Origin of the sequence: Janthinobacterium sp. SUN033, from assembly GCF_030397595.1 — a bacterium.
GTDB lineage: Bacteria > Pseudomonadota > Gammaproteobacteria > Burkholderiales > Burkholderiaceae_D > Janthinobacterium > Janthinobacterium kumbetense.
This window is the reverse complement of the sequence record NZ_JAPQNV010000006.1, coordinates 112,228-128,802: the sequence shown is the minus strand read 5'-3', so window position 1 is coordinate 128,802 and position 16,575 is coordinate 112,228. Positions and strand designations below refer to the sequence as shown.

Sequence of the window (16,575 nt, the reverse complement as noted above, 5' to 3'; positions counted from 1 at the left end):
GATACCGGCAAGGCAAATCCAGTCAGTGTGGCGCTGCAGCTGCCATATTTCCGTAAAAACCCGCGCCGCAGCCGAAGATGATCGAGCCGCCATTTTAGCCATGATTTTTGCTGTCTGCCTGAATCCGTTAAAATCGTGGTTTTGGCAGCAGCCGACTTCCTTCCATACAGCCTCACGGAGCATGACAAGATGACAAAAACCACCCAGCCAGCGGTCGAACTCGACAGTAAAGACCTGCCAGCCCACTGCCCTAACCCGGCCATGCCGCTGTGGTCGTCGCATCCGCGTGTGTTCCTGGAATTCAACAAGGACGGTATCGCCAAGTGCCCGTACTGCGGCACGGCCTATACCCTGAAGGAAGGCGCCAGCGCCGGCCACCATTAAAAAAACTGCCCAGCGGCGCGCCACCAGCGCGCCGTTTTTATTTGTATCAAGTTATACCGACCAGCCCGGAGTCGTCATGAAACGTCTGAAAGAACTCAATGGCAGCGCCGCGGAAGTCGAAGCGGCGTTCTACGATGCCTTGCACCGCGCCGACCTCGAAGCGCTGATGGCGCTGTGGGCCGACGATGAAGAGATCGTCTGCATCCATCCGGGCGGCGCGCGCCTGATCGGCCATGCCGCCATCCGCGCCTCGTGGGAAACCATCCTGGCGGGCGGCGGCCTGCACATCGTGCCGGCGCAGCTGCATGAAACGCACAATCTGATGAGTTCGGTGCACACGGTGATCGAAGGCGTCACCCAGGAAGAAGGCGGTCCGGCGCATCTGCTGGCAACGAATGTGTACGTGAAAACGCCGCGCGGCTGGCGCATCGTGCTGCACCATGCCTCCATCGCGCCGGGCGGCGCGCCGGCCGACGCCACAGGGGCGCAGATCCTGCACTGATGTCTTTGTCTCTTTCCTATACTGCCCCGCTCTGGCTGCCTGGCGGCCACGCGCAGACGATTTATCCGGCCGTGTGCCTCGCCAAACCGGCAGTGGCTTTCCGCCGCGAACGCTGGCAAGCGCCCGATGGCGACTTCGTCGACGTCGACCTGGTCGACGGTCAGCCAGGCCAGCCCTTCGTGGTGCTGTTCCACGGCCTGGAAGGCTCGTCGAACAGCCATTACGCGCGCGCCCTGATGGCCGAAGTGGCCGCGCGCGGCTGGTCGGGCGCCGTGCCGCATTTTCGCGGCTGCTCGGGCGAAGCCAACCTGGCGCCGCGCTTCTACCATTCGGGCGATGCGCAGGAAGTGGACTGGGTCGTGCGCACATTGCGCCCGCGCGCCACGGGCAAGTTTTACGCGGCCGGCGTCTCGCTGGGCGGCAATGCCCTGCTGTGCTGGCTGGGCCAGTCGCAGCACCAGGCCGATTTCGTCGATGCGGCAGCGGCCGTGTCCGCCCCCCTTGATCTGGCGCAAGGGGGCAAGGCCCTGTCTTCCGGCGCCAACCGGCTCTACACGCGCATGTTCCTGAACACCTTGAAACCGAAATGCCTGGCCAAGCTGGAACAGTTTCCCGGCCTGTTTGCGCGCGACGCCATGCTGGCCGCGCGCGACCTGCACGCCTTCGACGACGTCGTCACGGCACCCCTGCACGGCTACCGCGACGCCGACGATTACTGGCACCGCGCCAGCGCCAAGCACGTCTTGCCGGACATCACCGTGCCGACCCTGGTACTGAATGCGCAAAATGATCCTTTCCTGCCCGGACGCTTCTTGCCGCGCAGCGCCGCGCCGACGGTCACGCTCGAGTATCCGCGCCACGGCGGCCACGTCGGCTTTGCCGCGGGCAAATTGCCGGGAAGCACACGCTGGTTGCCGCAGCGCCTGATCCACTTTTTTGAAGGCGGCAACACGGCGCCATCGGCGCCGCAAACCTGTCACGCTGGCGATGCGCGCACTCACACGGAAAACGCTACACATGGATGAACTCGTCAAACAGGCCCTGGCCAAATGGCCGAACGTGCCCCACTGCTACGGCTGGCTGGGCCTGGACGCGCGCGGCCACTGGCGCATGCGCGACCAGCAGGCGCAACAGCAACAACTGCCGGGCGACAAGATCGCCCATGCCGCCCTGTTGAGCTTTATCAACCGCAATTACGCCCAGGACGAACGCGGTTGCTGGTTTTTCCAGAATGGCCCGCAGCGCGTGTATGTGAATCTGGAAGCGACGCCCTACATCGCCCGCAGCGACCCGCAGCACGGTTTTGTCTTGCAGACGGGTGCCCCGCTGGAACAGATCGAGCAAGCGTATTGGTGCGATAACGGTGCGCTGATCTTGCGCCACGGCGACATCGTCGCGCAGGTGGATGACCGCGACATGGCCCAGGTGCTGCCCGCGCTGCGCATCGACGGCCGGCAAGCCAGCGACGACGCCTTGCTGGCGTGGCTGGAAGAACAGCGGGGCAAGCTGACCATATTGCATGCAGGCAAGGAGATTGCCGTGCAGCCGCTGGCCTATGCCAGCGTAGCGCAGACCTTCGGCTTCCAGCAGGCGCCGCAAGCCGAGTAAGCGCTAACCCTTCTGGTCCTTGATCTGTTCGCGGCGTTTTTCCTGCAACTCGCGCTCGCGCGCATCGATCACGGCCTGGTCATAAAAAGTCGCGTCCGTCGATTTGCGGGCGATCGTCAGCTGGTCCAGCGCGGCCATGGTGGCGCCCTGCAGCACGTAGGATTCGGCCAGCGCCATGTGCTGCAAGGTCATCTTGCCCTGGTCCGCATAGGCTTTCGCCAGTAAATCATACAGTTCCGGCTCTTCCTTGTAGAGCTGCACCTGCTCGCGCAGATACAGGGTGGATTGCTCCAGCTTGCCGGCAGCCATCAGCGCTTCCGCATACTGGTGGGCAATGCCGCGCGACAGGGGAAACTGCTGGCGCGCAGCGTCCGCCGCCTTCAGGGCCTGCTGCGCCACTTCCTTCTTTTGCGCCGGCATCAACAGCACTTCCAGCCCCATTGCCGCCAGCAGCGAATTGGGGCCCTGCGTGCCGCCCGACGTCAGCACATTCGGCGCGGCCGGCTGGTGCAGGGCCGCATTGGCCGCATCGAGTTCCTTTTGCGCTTCCGCAGGCTTGCCCTGCTTGACGGCAACGAAAGACAGGCCGTAATGGGCGGCCGTCACCTGGAAACGGCTTTGCTGTTCCAGCTGCGTCTTGAAGACGGCCTTGGCATTCAACAAGCCTTGCACGCTTTCATCCTGCAGCACGCGGGCGCGGGCCCGGGCCAGGTGGAAACTCAGGCTGTCGGCACGCTGCTTGTACGGCTGCTCACGAATGCGCGCCTGGATGTCGGCGATGCGTTCCGTCGTCAGCGGGTGCGTCTGCAGATAGGCGGGCATCAGGTCGCTGTACGAACGGCTGGCCGCCTGCATGCGGCCGAAGAAGGCCACCATGCCGGTGGTGTCGAAACCGGCTTCGCCCATGATCTGGAAACCGATGCGATCCGCCTCGCGTTCGGCGTCGCGGCCGAAATTGAGCTGGCGCTGGATGGCCAGGCCCTGGCCGGCTGCAAACACGCCCATGGCCACGTCGCCGCCCGCGCGCGAAGCGAGCGCCGCCAGCAACATGGCGGCCAGCGGCATCAGGGCATCCTGGCGCTGCTGGCCCAGCATGCGCGCGATATGGCGCTGCGCCACATGGCCGATCTCGTGCGACAGCACGGAAGCCAGTTCCGCCTCCGTTTGCGCCGCCAGCACCAGGGCCGAGTGCACGCCGATGAAGCCGCCCGGCAAGGCAAACGCGTTCAACTGGGGATCGCGCACGGCAAAGAAAAAATAGTCGTAATTCGTTTCGCCGCGCACGCTGGGGCGCGCCGCCACGAGGGCGTTGCCGAAGGTGTTCAGGTATTCCAGCAAGGGCGCGTCGTCGAGGTAGTCGCGGTCGCCGCGGATGCCGCGCATGATTTCCTCACCAATCTTGCGCTCCATCGCCGGCGACAGGTCTTCGCGCGAGGTGTCGCCCAGGTTCGGCAGATTCGGCGCCGGCGGCACGGCCAGCGGCGTCCAGCTGCCGGCCGGCTTGGCCGCCACGCTGGCAACCGGCGCCGCAGGCGCGGAGGTATAGGTTTGCGCCAGCGCACAGGGTGCCGCCAGCCACAATGCAGCCAGCACCGACGCGCACCGGGAGCTGCGCAGCCATGCCGCGCCGGCGTTTTCAAGGACGATCGGAAGAAGAGTTTTTGAATTCACGGGTGCTATCATACCTTGTTCGCGGCGCCCATTCCCACGCAACAAGCATGCGCCATGCCAGTGGCATGACGTCGTGGCCAGGCGTGCCGCGCCCCCACTCCTCACCTATTTTGACGCCATGACAACAGCAGACAAGCAAGCCCCCGCCGGGGAACTGACCCATTTCGACGCCACGGGCCAGGCCCATATGGTCGACGTGGGCAGCAAGGAAGACACGCGCCGCAGCGCCGTGGCCGCCGGCACCATCCGCATGCAGCCCGCCACCTTGGCCTTGATTATTTCCGGCACCGCCAAGAAGGGCGACGTGCTGGGCATCGCCCGCATCGCCGCCATCATGGGCGCCAAGCGCACCAGCGACCTGATTCCCCTGTGCCACCCGCTGGCCCTCACGCGCGTCACCGTCGATTTTGAAGTGGACGAGGCGGCCAACAGCGTGCACTGCCGCGCCCAGGTCGACACGACGGGCAAGACGGGCGTGGAAATGGAAGCGCTCACTTCCGTGCAGATCGGCTTGCTGACGATCTACGACATGTGCAAGGCCGTCGACCGGGGCATGGTCATGACGAACGTGCGCGTGCTGGAAAAACATGGAGGCAAGTCAGGCGACTGGCACGCCGAGGTGTAAGACGCCACCGTTTCAGGCGGGCACTGGCCGCGTCACCTTGACGCGGCGCAAATCGCGCAACAGCCACACGGCGCATGCCAGGCACAGCACGATAATGGCCACGGATAGGGGCAAGTGGAACTGTTCCTGCCCTGCCAGCGCGAAGCCGGCGTGGATCAAACACGTTCCCACGCCCAGCGCGGCGCAGATGCCCGCATACAGGGTCGCCTGCGGGGTGGCCAGCAGCACGTGCCGGTAACCGGCCAGCACCAGGGCAATCACCGCCAGGTTAAACACCAGAAAACCCTGCACGCCGCCCGGCACATGAAACATCTCCCACTCTTTCCAGTAGGCAGCGTCAATTTGATGCAGGATCAGAAACAACATGGTCCAGAAGTAGCTGCGCGGCATAAAATTTACATTCGTCAATATTGACGCAATTGTAAAGCCTGAATCCTGCACCGGCACGCGCGCATGGCATTTTTCGATGTCAATATGAAATTCATTGATATAAATGCTTTTTCATCAAGAAATCATGCATACTGCGAGTCGACCATATCCAGATGAGCATCGCATGACTAGCAACAAGCCCGCCGCGGAAAGCAAGCTCCAGGACTTCGAATTCGAGGCCATGAATCTGCAGGTGGGTGGACGCATCCAGTTCATCACGCACCGCACCATCAAACCCATCCAGCATTTCTCGACCCTGATCGGCTATGTGAAAGACGAGTACCTGATCGTCAAGATTCCCATGGAAAACGGCGCCGCCATCATGCTCAACGAGGGCGACAAGCTGACCATCCGCGTGTTTTCCGGCGTCACCGTGTGTTCGTTTTCCTGCAGCGTGCTGCGCATCTTTGGCCGTCCGCTCAATTATGTCCACCTGAGTTTTCCCGACGCCATCCAGGGCACCAGCTTGCGCACGGCGATGCGCGTCAAAGTGGATATTCCGGCGCAGCTCAGCTACCGCGACGTGGCGGCCGTGCCCGTGTTCATCGTCAACCTCAGCGTCTCGGGCGCGCTGATCGAGGCGCCCAGCATGCTCACGCCGGACGACGACGGCGTGGCCCTCAGCTTTACCCTGCTGGTGCAGCCGAACAAGCATCAGATGCGCGTCAATACGCGCGCGCGCATCCAGAACGTCAGCGTGGGCAAGCCGTCGAATGGCCACGCCGCCGAGGTGGCGGAAATCTATACGTATGGCGTGCAATTCATCGACCTGGAACCGACTCACTACACGCTGCTGCAAAACCTCACCTATGAAGCGCTGATCGCGGACCGGCAAAAAATCGTCTGACGCTGGCGCGGCAGGGCCACTTACAGCGTCGGCGTCACGTCGGGAATGTTGTTTTTGGTAATCGCTTCCTTCGCTGCCGCATTCGTCACGGTGGTGCTATTGAACCAGGTCAGGCTGCTCGTCCCCGGCTTCATGGTCATCGTCACGGTTTGTCCACCGATACCCGTGCCCAGGTCGGCCGCCAGGGTCAGCACGATATCGCCCTTGTCCACTGTGGCGCTGGCCACTTCGCGCGTGGCACTGAACACGGGGATGGCGCTGGGCACGGCCTGGGTAGGGGTGCTGCAGGCGGTAGCCAGCCCGCCGTTTTCCTGCACGCACAGGGCCACGGCCGTTTTCAACGGGGCGGCGGCCGCCAGTACATTGCTGACCTTGGCCCGCATCGTGTAGTCGCCATACTGGGGAATGGCCACGGCCGCCAGGATGCCGGCGATGGCCACCACGATCATCAGTTCTATCAGGGTAAATCCGCTTTGCGCGCGCATCGTATCCTCCCATTGTGCATTGCTCACACCGTGCATGGTGCAAGCGCCATGCCAGCGGCGCGCCCGGGCAGCGGCGGTGCAAGTGGAAAGAAAAGCGACACATTTGGGCCGGTTCGGACCAGCGCCGTCGTCCCGGGCCGGGATGCGGCCCGTCTTGCGGACAAAAAAAAAGGAGCCGAAGCTCCTTTTTTGTACTGCGGTAAGCCGGCTGGAATTACAGCATGGCTTTCAGCAGACGCGCCATTTCCGACGGGTTTTTGGTCACGGTGATGCCGCAAGCTTCCATGATTTCCAGCTTGGCTTGTGCCGTATCGGCACCGCCCGAGATCAGCGCGCCGGCGTGGCCCATGCGCTTGCCTGGAGGAGCCGTTACGCCAGCGATGAAGCCGACGACCGGTTTTTTCATGTTGTCTTTGATCCAATAAGCCGCGTTGGCTTCGTCCGGACCACCGATTTCGCCGATCATGATGACCGCGTCGGTATCTGGATCGTCATTGAACATCTTCATGATGTCGATGTGCTTCAGACCGTTGATCGGGTCGCCGCCGATGCCGACTGCCGACGATTGGCCCAGGCCCAGTGCGGTCAGCTGACCCACTGCTTCATAGGTCAGGGTGCCCGAACGCGAAACCACGCCGATACGGCCCTTCTTGTGGATGTGACCTGGCATGATGCCGATCTTGATTTCGTCTGGCGTGATCAAGCCTGGGCAGTTAGGGCCCAGCAGCAAGGTTTTGCTGTTGGCTTTGGCCATGCGGTCTTTCAGGGCCATCATGTCGCGGACAGGAATGCCTTCGGTGATGCAAATGGCCAGATCCATTTCAGCTTCGACAGCTTCCCAGATCGCCGCTGCCGCGCCTGCTGGCGGCACGTAGATGACGGAAACGTTGGCGCCGGTTTCTTTTTTCGCTTCGGTGACGTTAGCGAAAATAGGAATGCCTTCGAAATCTTCGCCGGCTTTCTTCGGGTTCACGCCTGCCACGAAGGCAGCTTTGCCGTTCGCGTAGTCGCGGCAACCGCGGGTGTGGAACTGGCCGGTCTTGCCGGTGATCCCTTGGGTAACAACTTTGGTATCTTTATTGATCAGAATGGACATGTTGATTCCTTAATTAAGCTTGACCGGCAGCGGCGGCAACGACGCTCTTGGCTGCATCTTCCATGGTGTCGGCTGCGATGATAGGCAGACCGGAATCGGCCAGCATCTTTTTGCCCAGGTCTTCGTTGGTGCCCTTCATGCGCACCACCAGCGGTACGTTCAGCGAAACGGCTTTCACCGCGGCGATAACGCCTTCGGCGATCACGTCGCAACGCATGATGCCGCCGAAAATGTTCACCAGGATGGCTTTCAGGCCTGGGTTTTTCAGCATGATCTTGAACGCTTCGGTCACTTTTTCTGCCGTGGCGCCGCCGCCGACGTCCAGGAAGTTGGCTGGCTCGCCGCCGAACAGTTTGATCGTGTCCATGGTGGCCATGGCCAGGCCGGCGCCGTTCACCAGGCAACCGATGTTGCCGTCGAGCGAGATGTAGGCCAGGTCGAATTTCGACGCTTCGATTTCAGCTGGATCTTCTTCGTCCAGGTCGCGCAGGGCGATGATTTCCGGATGACGGAACAGGGCGTTCGGGTCAAAGTTGAACTTGGCGTCCAGGGCGATGACTTTGCCGCTGCCGGTGACGATCAGCGGATTGATTTCGGCCAGCGAGCAATCGGTTTCCCAGTATGCTTTGTACAGGCCTTGCAGGTTGACGCGGGCGTCGACGATGGAACCGGCAGGCACGCCGATTTTGGTCGCGATGTCGTCTGCCTGGGCATCGGTCAGGCCAACGCTTGGCTCGATGGTGACGTGGTGGATCTTCTCTGGGTGGCTCTCGGCCACTTCTTCGATGTCCATGCCGCCTTCGGACGAAGCCATCAGGACGATTTTCTGGGTGACGCGGTCGGTGACCAGCGAAACGTACAGTTCTTGCTTGATGTCGGCGCCTTCTTCCACCAGCAGGCGGTTGACTTTCTGGCCTTCGGCGCTGGTCTGATGCGTGATCAGCTGCATGCCCATGATCTGGTCAGCGTATTCCTTGACCTGTTCCATCGATTTTGCCACTTTCACGCCGCCGCCCTTGCCGCGGCCACCTGCGTGGATCTGCGCCTTGACAACCCACACCGGGCCGCCCAGGGTTTCCGCAGCCTTGACGGCTTCTTCGACGGACATGCACGGAATACCGCGTGGTACCGTCACTCCGAATTGCCGGAGGATTTCTTTGGCTTGATACTCATGGATTTTCATGCTGGCTTCCCTTCTGATACTGATGTGTAAAAATACGGTTAGTGGTGCAAAAAAAACAGGAAAAACAGAGCGCCGGGGTCACGCTTTGGCTACCCAGCGCGGGTAATACTGTGCAACTGCCCCGCCATCGGTGCGCAGGGCGTGGCATTTGTCGAGTTGAAACGGCTTTTCATGCGACAAGTCAGCATTCGCACCGTCACGGGTCGACCAGACATCGCCGGCAAATGCCTGAACCGTCGCAGTCGGCAAGACTTGCGCCAGTTCGGTCAAATGGGTACAGCCGGCGATTCCCGCCAGGCGCTGTTTCAAGTCGCGGCGGAAATTCTTCAATAAATTCAGACCGATCAGCGCTCTGTAAGCGGGGCCGATGGTATCGCAAAAACCGGGATAGGGCACGGCATCGGAGGCGGCTTCGGCCTCGACGATGGTCAGTTCGCGATCGACGGTAATGCGTAAGTGGAGGTCATGCAGGGGGGAGCCGGCGGGACGGGGGCCGGAGGCCAGGGTCGCGTCATAGCTTTTGATATCGGTGATACGGGCGTCAATATCCCACAGGCCGTCGTCGCGCACATACGCTTGGACGTCGATAACGCGGGAGTGCCGGAGGGCGCGCCGGGATACGGGAGTTGACAGGGGCATAAGACCGATGCCGCTTGCGCGGCCATAATTTAGTAAGCAGCCATGTGCTTAAAGCACTCTGTTCGCAGCTTCTACGAACAGCAACCGCACCTGCGGCGCCGCAAAAACCCTAAAAGTGTAGCACACTGGGCGCTGGTTGCGCCGCAACATAATTTTTCATTGCTTCGATAAAAACATTTCAAAGTATAAAGAAAGCACATGGAAATTTACGCTGTTATCACATTCAGTGATGATAGATATGCGCACCTGGGGCCGCGAACCGCATCCAGTTGCCGCCACCGCGCCGAGATCGCACGGCGCAGGCAGCGCTCACGACGTGCAGCGCAACAATACGCCGCTGGCTTGACAGGACGATGACAGAAGCAGAATCCTGCAAAGAAAACATGGACAAACAGCAAGGCCGACTGGCCCGCGCACGCAAGCAGGGCATCGTACGGACTGTTGTAGATGGAACACAGCGCGGCCAGGGCGGGCCGGCCGGCACGGCGCGGAAGCACGCAGAAGCGCGCCAGCCGCCTAGTCGTCCTCGGGCTCCCGCCCCTTCAAGGCCGCTTGCACGGCGCGCTGGGAAAAGCCGCGCTGCATCAGGAAGCGCATCTGCTTGTTGCGCTGCTCGGCATCCTGCGCCACTGCACCAAATTTGCGGCGCCACACTTCGCAGGCGCGCGCCACTTCCCCTTCGGCCAGGCCCGCCTTGAGTTCCTGCAACGCCTCGCCCCCAATGCCATGGCTTTGCAATTCCGCCATGATGCGGCTATTGCCGAAGCGGGCCGAGCGGCGGTGGATCAGCGACTCGGAAAAACGCTCCTGCGACAGCCAGTTGGCTTGCTCCAGGCTGTCGAGCAAGGCTTCCACATCGTCGCCCTCCTGCGCATGGCGCTGCAGCTTGCGCCGCAATTCCATGCGGCTGTGTTCGCGCATCGACAGAAAGCGTAGCGCCCTGCCCTTCAGGCTCAGTTGTACCGCTGCCATACCCATATCCCATCTTTACCACACCGGACTGAAAACACAATTGCCGCCAGGCGCACAGGCGCAGGGCGGCAATCATTGTAGAACTTTTTTGTGCGGCAAGCTGCCGCCGGCGGGCCAGGCGGGCCCCGCCACTGTCGCTTACTCGGCGGCCTTGGCTTCCGCAGCCTTGGCAGCCTTGTCGGCAGCTTTATCCGCTTTTTCCGGCTTTTCAGCAGCCAGCGGCGGCAGTTCGCGCACGCCCAGAGAAGCGCGGACCTTGTTTTCGATCTCGCGGGCCAGCGCCGGACGCTCTTGCAGGAAGGCGCGGGCGTTGTCCTTGCCCTGGCCGATGCGTTCGCCGTTGTAGCTGTACCACGAACCGGATTTTTCCACGATCTTGGCATCCGAACCCAGGTCCAGGATTTCGCCTTCGCGCGAGGTGCCGGCGCCGTACAGGATGTCGAAGTGCGCTTCCTTGAACGGCGGCGCGATCTTGTTCTTGACGACCTTGACCTTGGTTTCGTTGCCGATCACTTCATCGCCGGACTTGATCGAGCCGGTGCGGCGGATATCCAGGCGCACGGAGGCGTAGAATTTCAGCGCATTGCCGCCGGTGGTCGTTTCCGGGCTGCCGAACATCACGCCGATCTTCATGCGGATCTGGTTGATGAAGATGACCAGGGTATTCGTGCGGTTGATGGAGCCGGTCAGCTTGCGCAGGGCTTGCGACATCAAACGGGCTTGCAAGCCCGGCAGGGAATCGCCCATGTCGCCTTCGATCTCGGCGCGTGGCGTCAGTGCGGCCACGGAGTCGATGACGACGAGGTCGACGCTGCCCGAACGCACGAGGGCGTCGCAGATTTCCAGCGCCTGCTCGCCCGTATCCGGTTGCGAGATCAGCAGTTCATGCAGGTTCACGCCCAGCTTTTGCGCGTAACCGACGTCGAGCGCGTGCTCGGCATCGATAAAGGCGCAGGTGCCGCCCAGTTTTTGCATTTCAGCAATGGTTTGCAGGGTCAGGGTGGTTTTACCCGACGATTCCGGACCGTAGATCTCCACCACGCGGCCGCGCGGCAAGCCGCCCACGCCCAGCGCGATATCGAGGCCGAGCGAACCGGTCGACACGACTTGCACTTCTTCGATCGGTGCGCTGGCATCCATGCGCATGACCGAACCTTTGCCAAACTGCTTCTCGATCTGCGCCAGTGCGGCGGCGAGCGCCTTGGCTTTTTCCGATGCGGGTACTACAGCTTTTTTATCGTCCATATGTTCTTTCAGCCGTTCTACAGTCGACGATTCACGTGAATCGGTCGGCCTGCGATAGCGCCAGTGGGTTAAATTCTTTACACAGACAGTACTGTATAAAAAAACAGTGATCAATGCAAGCGGAACGTGGATTTGTTTTGAAACAGATCAATACAACCCTGTTTTTCACAAAAATTCGCCACCTTGCGGAAAATGAAACACAATACAAGCTTCTACCGTCGCAAGCATAGGAAGTGCACCATGCGTATTTTACTTGCCGAAGATGACAGCGTGCTGGCCGATGGCCTGACCCGCTCGCTGCGCCAGTCCGGTTATGCGATCGATTACGTCAAGACCGGGCAAGAGGCCGATACGGCCCTGTCCACCCAGGAATTCGACTTGCTGATCCTCGACCTGGGCTTGCCCAAGATGTCCGGGCTGGAAGTGCTGCGCCGCCTGCGCGCGCGCGCCTCGCTGCTGCCCGTGCTGATCCTGACGGCCGCCGATTCCATCGAGCAACGCGTGAATGGCCTCGACCTCGGTGCCGACGATTATATGGCCAAGCCGTTCGCCTTGTCGGAACTGGAGGCAAGAGTGCGCGCCCTGACCCGCCGCGGCGCCGGCGGCGGCGCCACCATCATCAAGCACGGCCCCCTCAGCTACGACCAGGTGGGGCGCAGCGCCTACATCAACGACCAGATGCTCGACCTGTCGGCGCGCGAACTGGGCTTGCTGGAAATCCTGCTGGGCCGCACGGGCCGCCTCGTTTCAAAAGAGCAACTGGTCGACCACCTGTGCGAATGGGGCGAGGAAGTGTCGAACAACGCCATCGAAGTGTATGTCCACCGCTTGCGCAAGAAGATCGAAGTGGGCGGCGTGCGCATCGCCACCGTGCGCGGCCTCGGATACTGCCTGGAAAAATACTCGGAAGCGGCGCGCCTGAACGCCGAAGCGGGCGAATCGGCAAGCCCGGCCAGCGGACCCGCCAGCAAGTGAAGGTGCGCGAGGCGCCAGCGGACGAGGCGGACGACGACGACTGGTTCGAGCCGCCCACCACGGAGCAGGATGACACCATCGAGCATTCGCTGTTCGGCGAAATCCTCGACTGGATGCTGGCGCCCTTGCTGCTGCTGTGGCCGATGAGCATCGCCATCACCTATCTGGTGGCCAAGAGCATCGCCAATCAACCGTTCGACCATGCGCTGGAAGACAGCGTGACGGTGCTGACGCAACAGGTCAAGCAAGCCGATGGCGCGATGCTGCGCCACGTGCCGGACAAAAACGGCAAGGGCCGCGACTTCCTGCGCGGCGACGATGTCGACACCCTGTATTACCTGGTGGTGGGCTCGCGCGGCGAATACCTGAACGGCGACCGCGATCTGCCGCCGCCGCAAGACCCCGACAAATACCGCAGCGGCATGGTGCTGTTTCGCAACGACACCATCCACGGCACGCCCGTGCGCGTGGCGTTCAGCTATCTCGACATTCCTTCCGGCAACGACGATGAACCCAGCCGCGCGCTGGTGCAAGTGGCGGAAACCCTGGAAAAGCGCGCCCAGCTGGCCAATGAAATCATCAAGGGCGTGATTTTGCCGCAGTTCATCATCCTGCCCGTGATCCTGGCCCTGGTCTGGTTTGCCCTGGCGCGCGGCCTGTCGCCGCTGGCGCAATTGCAGGAACGCATACGCGCCCGCCCGCCCGACGATTTATCGCCCATCGAATCGGGCCAGGTGCCCGAGGAAATCACGCCGCTGGTCGGTTCGCTCAACGAGATGCTGGCGCGGCTGTCGCTGTCGATCGACATGCAGAAACGCTTCATCGCCGATGCCGCGCACCAGATGAAAACGCCGCTGGCCGGCATGCGCATGCAATCGGAGCTGGCCCTGCGCCAGACCGACCACGACGAAATCCACCGCTCGCTGCTGCAACTGGCGAAAAGTTCGGAAGCGGCCACGCGCCTGGTCAACCAGTTGCTGGCCCTGGCGCGCGCGGAAAACCAGCCGCAGGCAGGCACAGCGTTCGAGCCGATCGAGCTGAGCGAACTGGCGCGCGGCGTGGTGCAGGATTGGGTGCAAGCCTCGTTTGCCCAGCATATCGACCTGGGCTTCGAGCAGCCCGCGTATTCGATCTTGATCTCCGGCAATGCCATGATGCTGCGCGAACTGCTGAGCAACCTGATCGACAATGCCTTGCGCTACACGCCGGCTGGCGGCAGCGTCACGGTGCGCGTGCGCAGCACCCTGGAACTGGCCATCCTGGAAGTGGAAGATACGGGCCCCGGCATACCGCAGGCGGAGCGGGCGCACGTGTTCGAACGCTTTTACCGCATTCTCGGCAGCAACGTCGACGGTAGCGGCCTGGGCCTGGCCATCGTGCGCGAAATTGCCCAGCAGCATGGCGCCGAAGTCGATATTTTTAACAATCCGCGCGCGCAGTCGCCGAAGCTGCCGGGCACCCTGCTGCGCCTGAGCATCGCCCTGCTGTTGCCGGACGCGCCAGAAGAGGATGACATCACGTATGGATAAGCCGAGCCCACCCGCTCCCCCCGCGCGGCCGGCGCGCACGCCCAGCCCCGAGCTGCAGGCGCGCCTCGATGTGCACTGGCGCAAGACGCGGCGCCTGACGGCCATCCTGCTGCTGGTCTGGCTGCTGACGGGCTTCCTGACCGTGTTCTATGCGCGCGAACTGTTACATTTGAATCTGTTCGGCTGGCCGCTGCCCTTTTATATGGCGGCCCAGGGCGCCTCGCTCGTGTACCTGGCCATCATCGCCTTGTATGCCTGGCGCATGCGGCGCCTCGACCGGGCGTTTCATGCCGAGGAGCAAGCATGAGCGGCCAACGCAGCTTCTTTGCGCGCCTGTGCCGCTACTACCTGCTGTTTACCGCCGGTTTCGCCGCCTTCCTGCTGGCCCTGTCGGTACTGGAACAGGAAGGCATGCCGCGCGCGTGGATCGGCTACCTGTTCATGCTCGTCACCATCACCCTGTACGCCACCATCGGCGTCATCAGCCGCACCTCGAACGTCACCGAATACTATGTGGCGGGGCGCCGGGTGCCGGCCATGTTCAACGGCATGGCCACGGCCGCCGACTGGATTTCGGCGGCCAGCTTCATCAGCCTGGCCGGCGGCCTGTACCTGAACGGCTTCGACGGCCTGGCCTTCATCATGGGCTGGACGGGCGGCTATTGCCTGGTGGCCCTGCTGATCGCGCCCTATCTGCGCAAGTTCAGCCAGTACACGATTCCCGATTTCCTCGCCGCCCGCTACGGCAGCGGCACCGACAAACGGGGCGCCAGCGTGCGCGTGGTGGCCGTGGCCGCCACCATCATCGTCTCGTTTACGTATGTGGTGGCGCAGATCTATGCCGTCGGACTGATCGCCTCGCGCTTCACGGGCGTGGATTTTTCCGTCGGCATCTTCCTGGGCCTGGCCAGCATCCTCGTCTGCTCCTTTCTGGGCGGCATGCGCGCCATCACCTGGACGCAGGTGGCGCAGTACATCATCATCCTCGTCGCCTTTCTGATTCCCGCCATGTGGCTGTCGGTCAAGCATGCGGACAATCCCGTGCCGCAGATCGCCTACGGCAAGGTGCTGCCGCAACTGAGCGCGCGCGAACACGTGCTGGAAACGGACCCGAAAGAAAACGAAGTGCGCGCCATCTTCCGCCAGCGCGCGCAAAGCTACCAGGCGCGCATTGATGGCTTGCCCGCTTCCTGGGAACAAGGCCATCTGACGGCCCAGCGCCAGCTCGATAGTTTGCGCCAGCGCAATGCTTCGCTGTTCGACATCCGCAACGCGGAGCGCTACCTGATCGCCTATCCGAAAAGTCCGGACGAGGCACGCGTGCTGTGGCAGGCGGCACAGGCGCAAAACCAGAAACGCGCCGAGCCGATCATTCCGCACGCGCAGCCGTTTCCCGCCGCCGACCGGGAACAATCCGACATCAAGCGCAACAATTTCCTGGCCCTCGTGTTCTGCATGATGCTGGGCACGGCCGCCCTGCCCCACATCCTGATGCGATCGTACACCACGCCGTCCGTGCACGAAACGCGCGTATCCGTCTTCTGGACACTGTTCTTCATCTTGTTGATCTACCTCACGATTCCCGCACTGGCCGTGCTGGTCAAATACGATATTTACTCGGCGCTGGTGGGCACGCAATACGCGAACCTGCCCACCTGGGTGTCCTACTGGGCCAACGTGGACAAGCTCAGTCCCCTGATCAGCATCGTCGACGTCAACCGCGACGGCATCGTGCAGCTGGCGGAAATTTCCATCGACGCCGACGTGCTGGTGCTGGCCACGCCCGAGATCGCCGGCCTGCCCTATGTGATTTCCGGCCTGGTGGCGGCCGGCGGCCTGGCTGCCGCCCTGTCGACGGCCGACGGCTTGCTGCTGGCCATCTCCAACGCCCTGTCGCACGACATTTATTACAAGGTCGTCGATCCCACGGCCTCGACGCAAAAGCGCGTGACGATTTCAAAATTGCTGCTGCTGGCCGTGGCCTTCATCGCCGCCTATGCGGCCTCGCAAAAGCCGGCGGACATTTTGTCGCTCGTGGGCGTGGCCTTTTCCCTGGCCGCCTCGACCCTGTTTCCGCCGTTGGTGCTGGGCGTGTTCTGGAAACGCGCCAACCACCAGGGCGCGCTGGCCGGCATGCTGGCGGGCTTTGGCGTGTGCCTGTATTACATGCTGCACACGAGCACCATGCTGGGAGGTAATGCCAGCGGTCAATGGTTTCATATCGCTCCCATTTCCGCCGGCATCTTCGGCGTGCCGGCTGGCTTGGCCGCCGCCGTGCTGGTCAGCTGGCTGACGCCGGCGCCTGGGCGCCGTAGCACGGGGCTGGTCGAGCATATCCGGGCGCCGGAATAGCAGCGCATCCCGGCCAAGGGATGAAATGGAGAA

General features: G+C 62.3%; 18 protein-coding genes. 10 read left to right on the top strand and 8 right to left on the bottom strand.

The window, feature by feature from the left end:
• Positions 1-189: 189 nt before the first annotated feature.
• The 4 genes from OX460_RS23930 to OX460_RS23915 all read left to right on the top strand — a co-directional run bounded on the left by OX460_RS23930 (position 190) and on the right by OX460_RS23915 (position 2,494).
• The gene (locus OX460_RS23930; RefSeq protein WP_034780619.1) at positions 190-384 is read left to right on the top strand and encodes a zinc-finger domain-containing protein; all 195 of its coding nucleotides are present in this window, start codon (positions 190-192) and stop codon (positions 382-384) included.
• 76 nt (positions 385-460) lie between these two features.
• Entirely contained in the window at positions 461-886 is a 426-nt protein-coding gene (locus OX460_RS23925; RefSeq protein ID WP_034780622.1) for a nuclear transport factor 2 family protein, read from the top strand.
• The gene (locus tag OX460_RS23920; protein WP_099666362.1) at positions 886-1,911 is read left to right on the top strand and encodes an alpha/beta fold hydrolase; all 1,026 of its coding nucleotides are present in this window, start codon (positions 886-888) and stop codon (positions 1,909-1,911) included. The genes OX460_RS23925 and OX460_RS23920 overlap by 1 nt, the downstream gene beginning before the upstream one ends.
• Positions 1,904-2,494 (top strand): DUF2946 family protein, encoded by a 591-nt coding sequence (locus tag OX460_RS23915; protein ID WP_289900145.1) that lies wholly within the window; start codon positions 1,904-1,906, stop codon positions 2,492-2,494. The genes OX460_RS23920 and OX460_RS23915 overlap by 8 nt, the downstream gene beginning before the upstream one ends.
• Positions 2,495-2,497: 3 nt before the next feature.
• Here the strand turns inward: OX460_RS23915 and OX460_RS23910 are convergent, their stop codons facing one another.
• A complete protein-coding gene (locus OX460_RS23910; protein ID WP_289900144.1) occupies positions 2,498-4,087 on the bottom strand; it encodes a M48 family metalloprotease in 1,590 nt (529 codons plus the stop codon).
• A gap of 196 nt (positions 4,088-4,283) precedes the next feature.
• Between OX460_RS23910 and moaC the strand changes: the two genes are divergently transcribed.
• A complete protein-coding gene (gene moaC, locus OX460_RS23905) occupies positions 4,284-4,790 on the top strand; it encodes a cyclic pyranopterin monophosphate synthase MoaC (RefSeq protein ID WP_070281683.1) in 507 nt (168 codons plus the stop codon).
• Positions 4,791-4,802: 12 nt separating this feature from the next.
• Here the strand turns inward: moaC and OX460_RS23900 are convergent, their stop codons facing one another.
• Entirely contained in the window at positions 4,803-5,180 is a 378-nt protein-coding gene (locus tag OX460_RS23900; protein WP_354669841.1) for a DUF6713 family protein, read from the bottom strand.
• Positions 5,181-5,343: 163 nt separating this feature from the next.
• On the opposite strand from OX460_RS23900, the gene OX460_RS23895 reads away from it, so the two are divergent.
• Entirely contained in the window at positions 5,344-6,066 is a 723-nt protein-coding gene (locus tag OX460_RS23895) for a flagellar brake protein (protein WP_251350124.1), read from the top strand.
• 20 nt (positions 6,067-6,086) lie between these two features.
• On the opposite strand, the gene OX460_RS23890 is transcribed toward OX460_RS23895, so the two are convergent.
• From OX460_RS23890 to recA, 6 genes are all read right to left on the bottom strand, one after another.
• Positions 6,087-6,551 carry a pilin gene (locus OX460_RS23890; RefSeq protein WP_092608610.1) on the bottom strand — a complete coding sequence of 155 codons (465 nt, stop codon included), beginning with the start codon at positions 6,549-6,551 and terminating at the stop codon, positions 6,087-6,089.
• 214 nt (positions 6,552-6,765) lie between these two features.
• The gene (sucD, locus tag OX460_RS23885) at positions 6,766-7,647 is read right to left on the bottom strand and encodes a succinate--CoA ligase subunit alpha (protein ID WP_034746085.1); all 882 of its coding nucleotides are present in this window, start codon (positions 7,645-7,647) and stop codon (positions 6,766-6,768) included.
• Positions 7,648-7,660: 13 nt separating this feature from the next.
• Positions 7,661-8,830, bottom strand: a complete 1,170-nt coding sequence (gene sucC / locus OX460_RS23880; RefSeq protein WP_034788653.1) for an ADP-forming succinate--CoA ligase subunit beta — start codon at positions 8,828-8,830, stop codon at positions 7,661-7,663.
• 78 nt (positions 8,831-8,908) lie between these two features.
• A complete protein-coding gene (locus tag OX460_RS23875) occupies positions 8,909-9,469 on the bottom strand; it encodes a DUF2889 domain-containing protein (RefSeq protein WP_077408684.1) in 561 nt (186 codons plus the stop codon).
• A gap of 516 nt (positions 9,470-9,985) precedes the next feature.
• Positions 9,986-10,441: a recombination regulator RecX gene (gene recX / locus OX460_RS23870; RefSeq protein WP_289900142.1), complete on the bottom strand. Its 456-nt coding sequence runs from the start codon at positions 10,439-10,441 to the stop codon at positions 9,986-9,988.
• 138 nt (positions 10,442-10,579) lie between these two features.
• On the bottom strand, positions 10,580-11,686 hold the full coding sequence (gene recA, locus OX460_RS23865; protein WP_071321836.1) for a recombinase RecA: 1,107 nt from the start codon (positions 11,684-11,686) through the stop codon (positions 10,580-10,582).
• 240 nt (positions 11,687-11,926) lie between these two features.
• Between recA and OX460_RS23860 the strand changes: the two genes are divergently transcribed.
• The 4 genes from OX460_RS23860 to OX460_RS23845 are packed head-to-tail and all read left to right on the top strand — an operon-like array spanning position 11,927 to position 16,542.
• Positions 11,927-12,661 carry a response regulator transcription factor gene (locus OX460_RS23860; protein WP_034746066.1) on the top strand — a complete coding sequence of 245 codons (735 nt, stop codon included), beginning with the start codon at positions 11,927-11,929 and terminating at the stop codon, positions 12,659-12,661.
• Positions 12,658-14,190 carry a sensor histidine kinase gene (locus tag OX460_RS23855; protein ID WP_289900141.1) on the top strand — a complete coding sequence of 511 codons (1,533 nt, stop codon included), beginning with the start codon at positions 12,658-12,660 and terminating at the stop codon, positions 14,188-14,190. The genes OX460_RS23860 and OX460_RS23855 overlap by 4 nt, the downstream gene beginning before the upstream one ends.
• A complete protein-coding gene (locus OX460_RS23850) occupies positions 14,183-14,497 on the top strand; it encodes a DUF4212 domain-containing protein (RefSeq protein WP_099666354.1) in 315 nt (104 codons plus the stop codon). The genes OX460_RS23855 and OX460_RS23850 overlap by 8 nt, the downstream gene beginning before the upstream one ends.
• Positions 14,494-16,542, top strand: coding sequence for a sodium:solute symporter family protein (locus OX460_RS23845; RefSeq protein ID WP_251350119.1), 2,049 nt, complete (start codon positions 14,494-14,496; stop codon positions 16,540-16,542). Before OX460_RS23850 ends, OX460_RS23845 begins: the two co-directional genes overlap by 4 nt.
• The last annotated feature ends 33 nt before the right edge of the window (positions 16,543-16,575 follow it).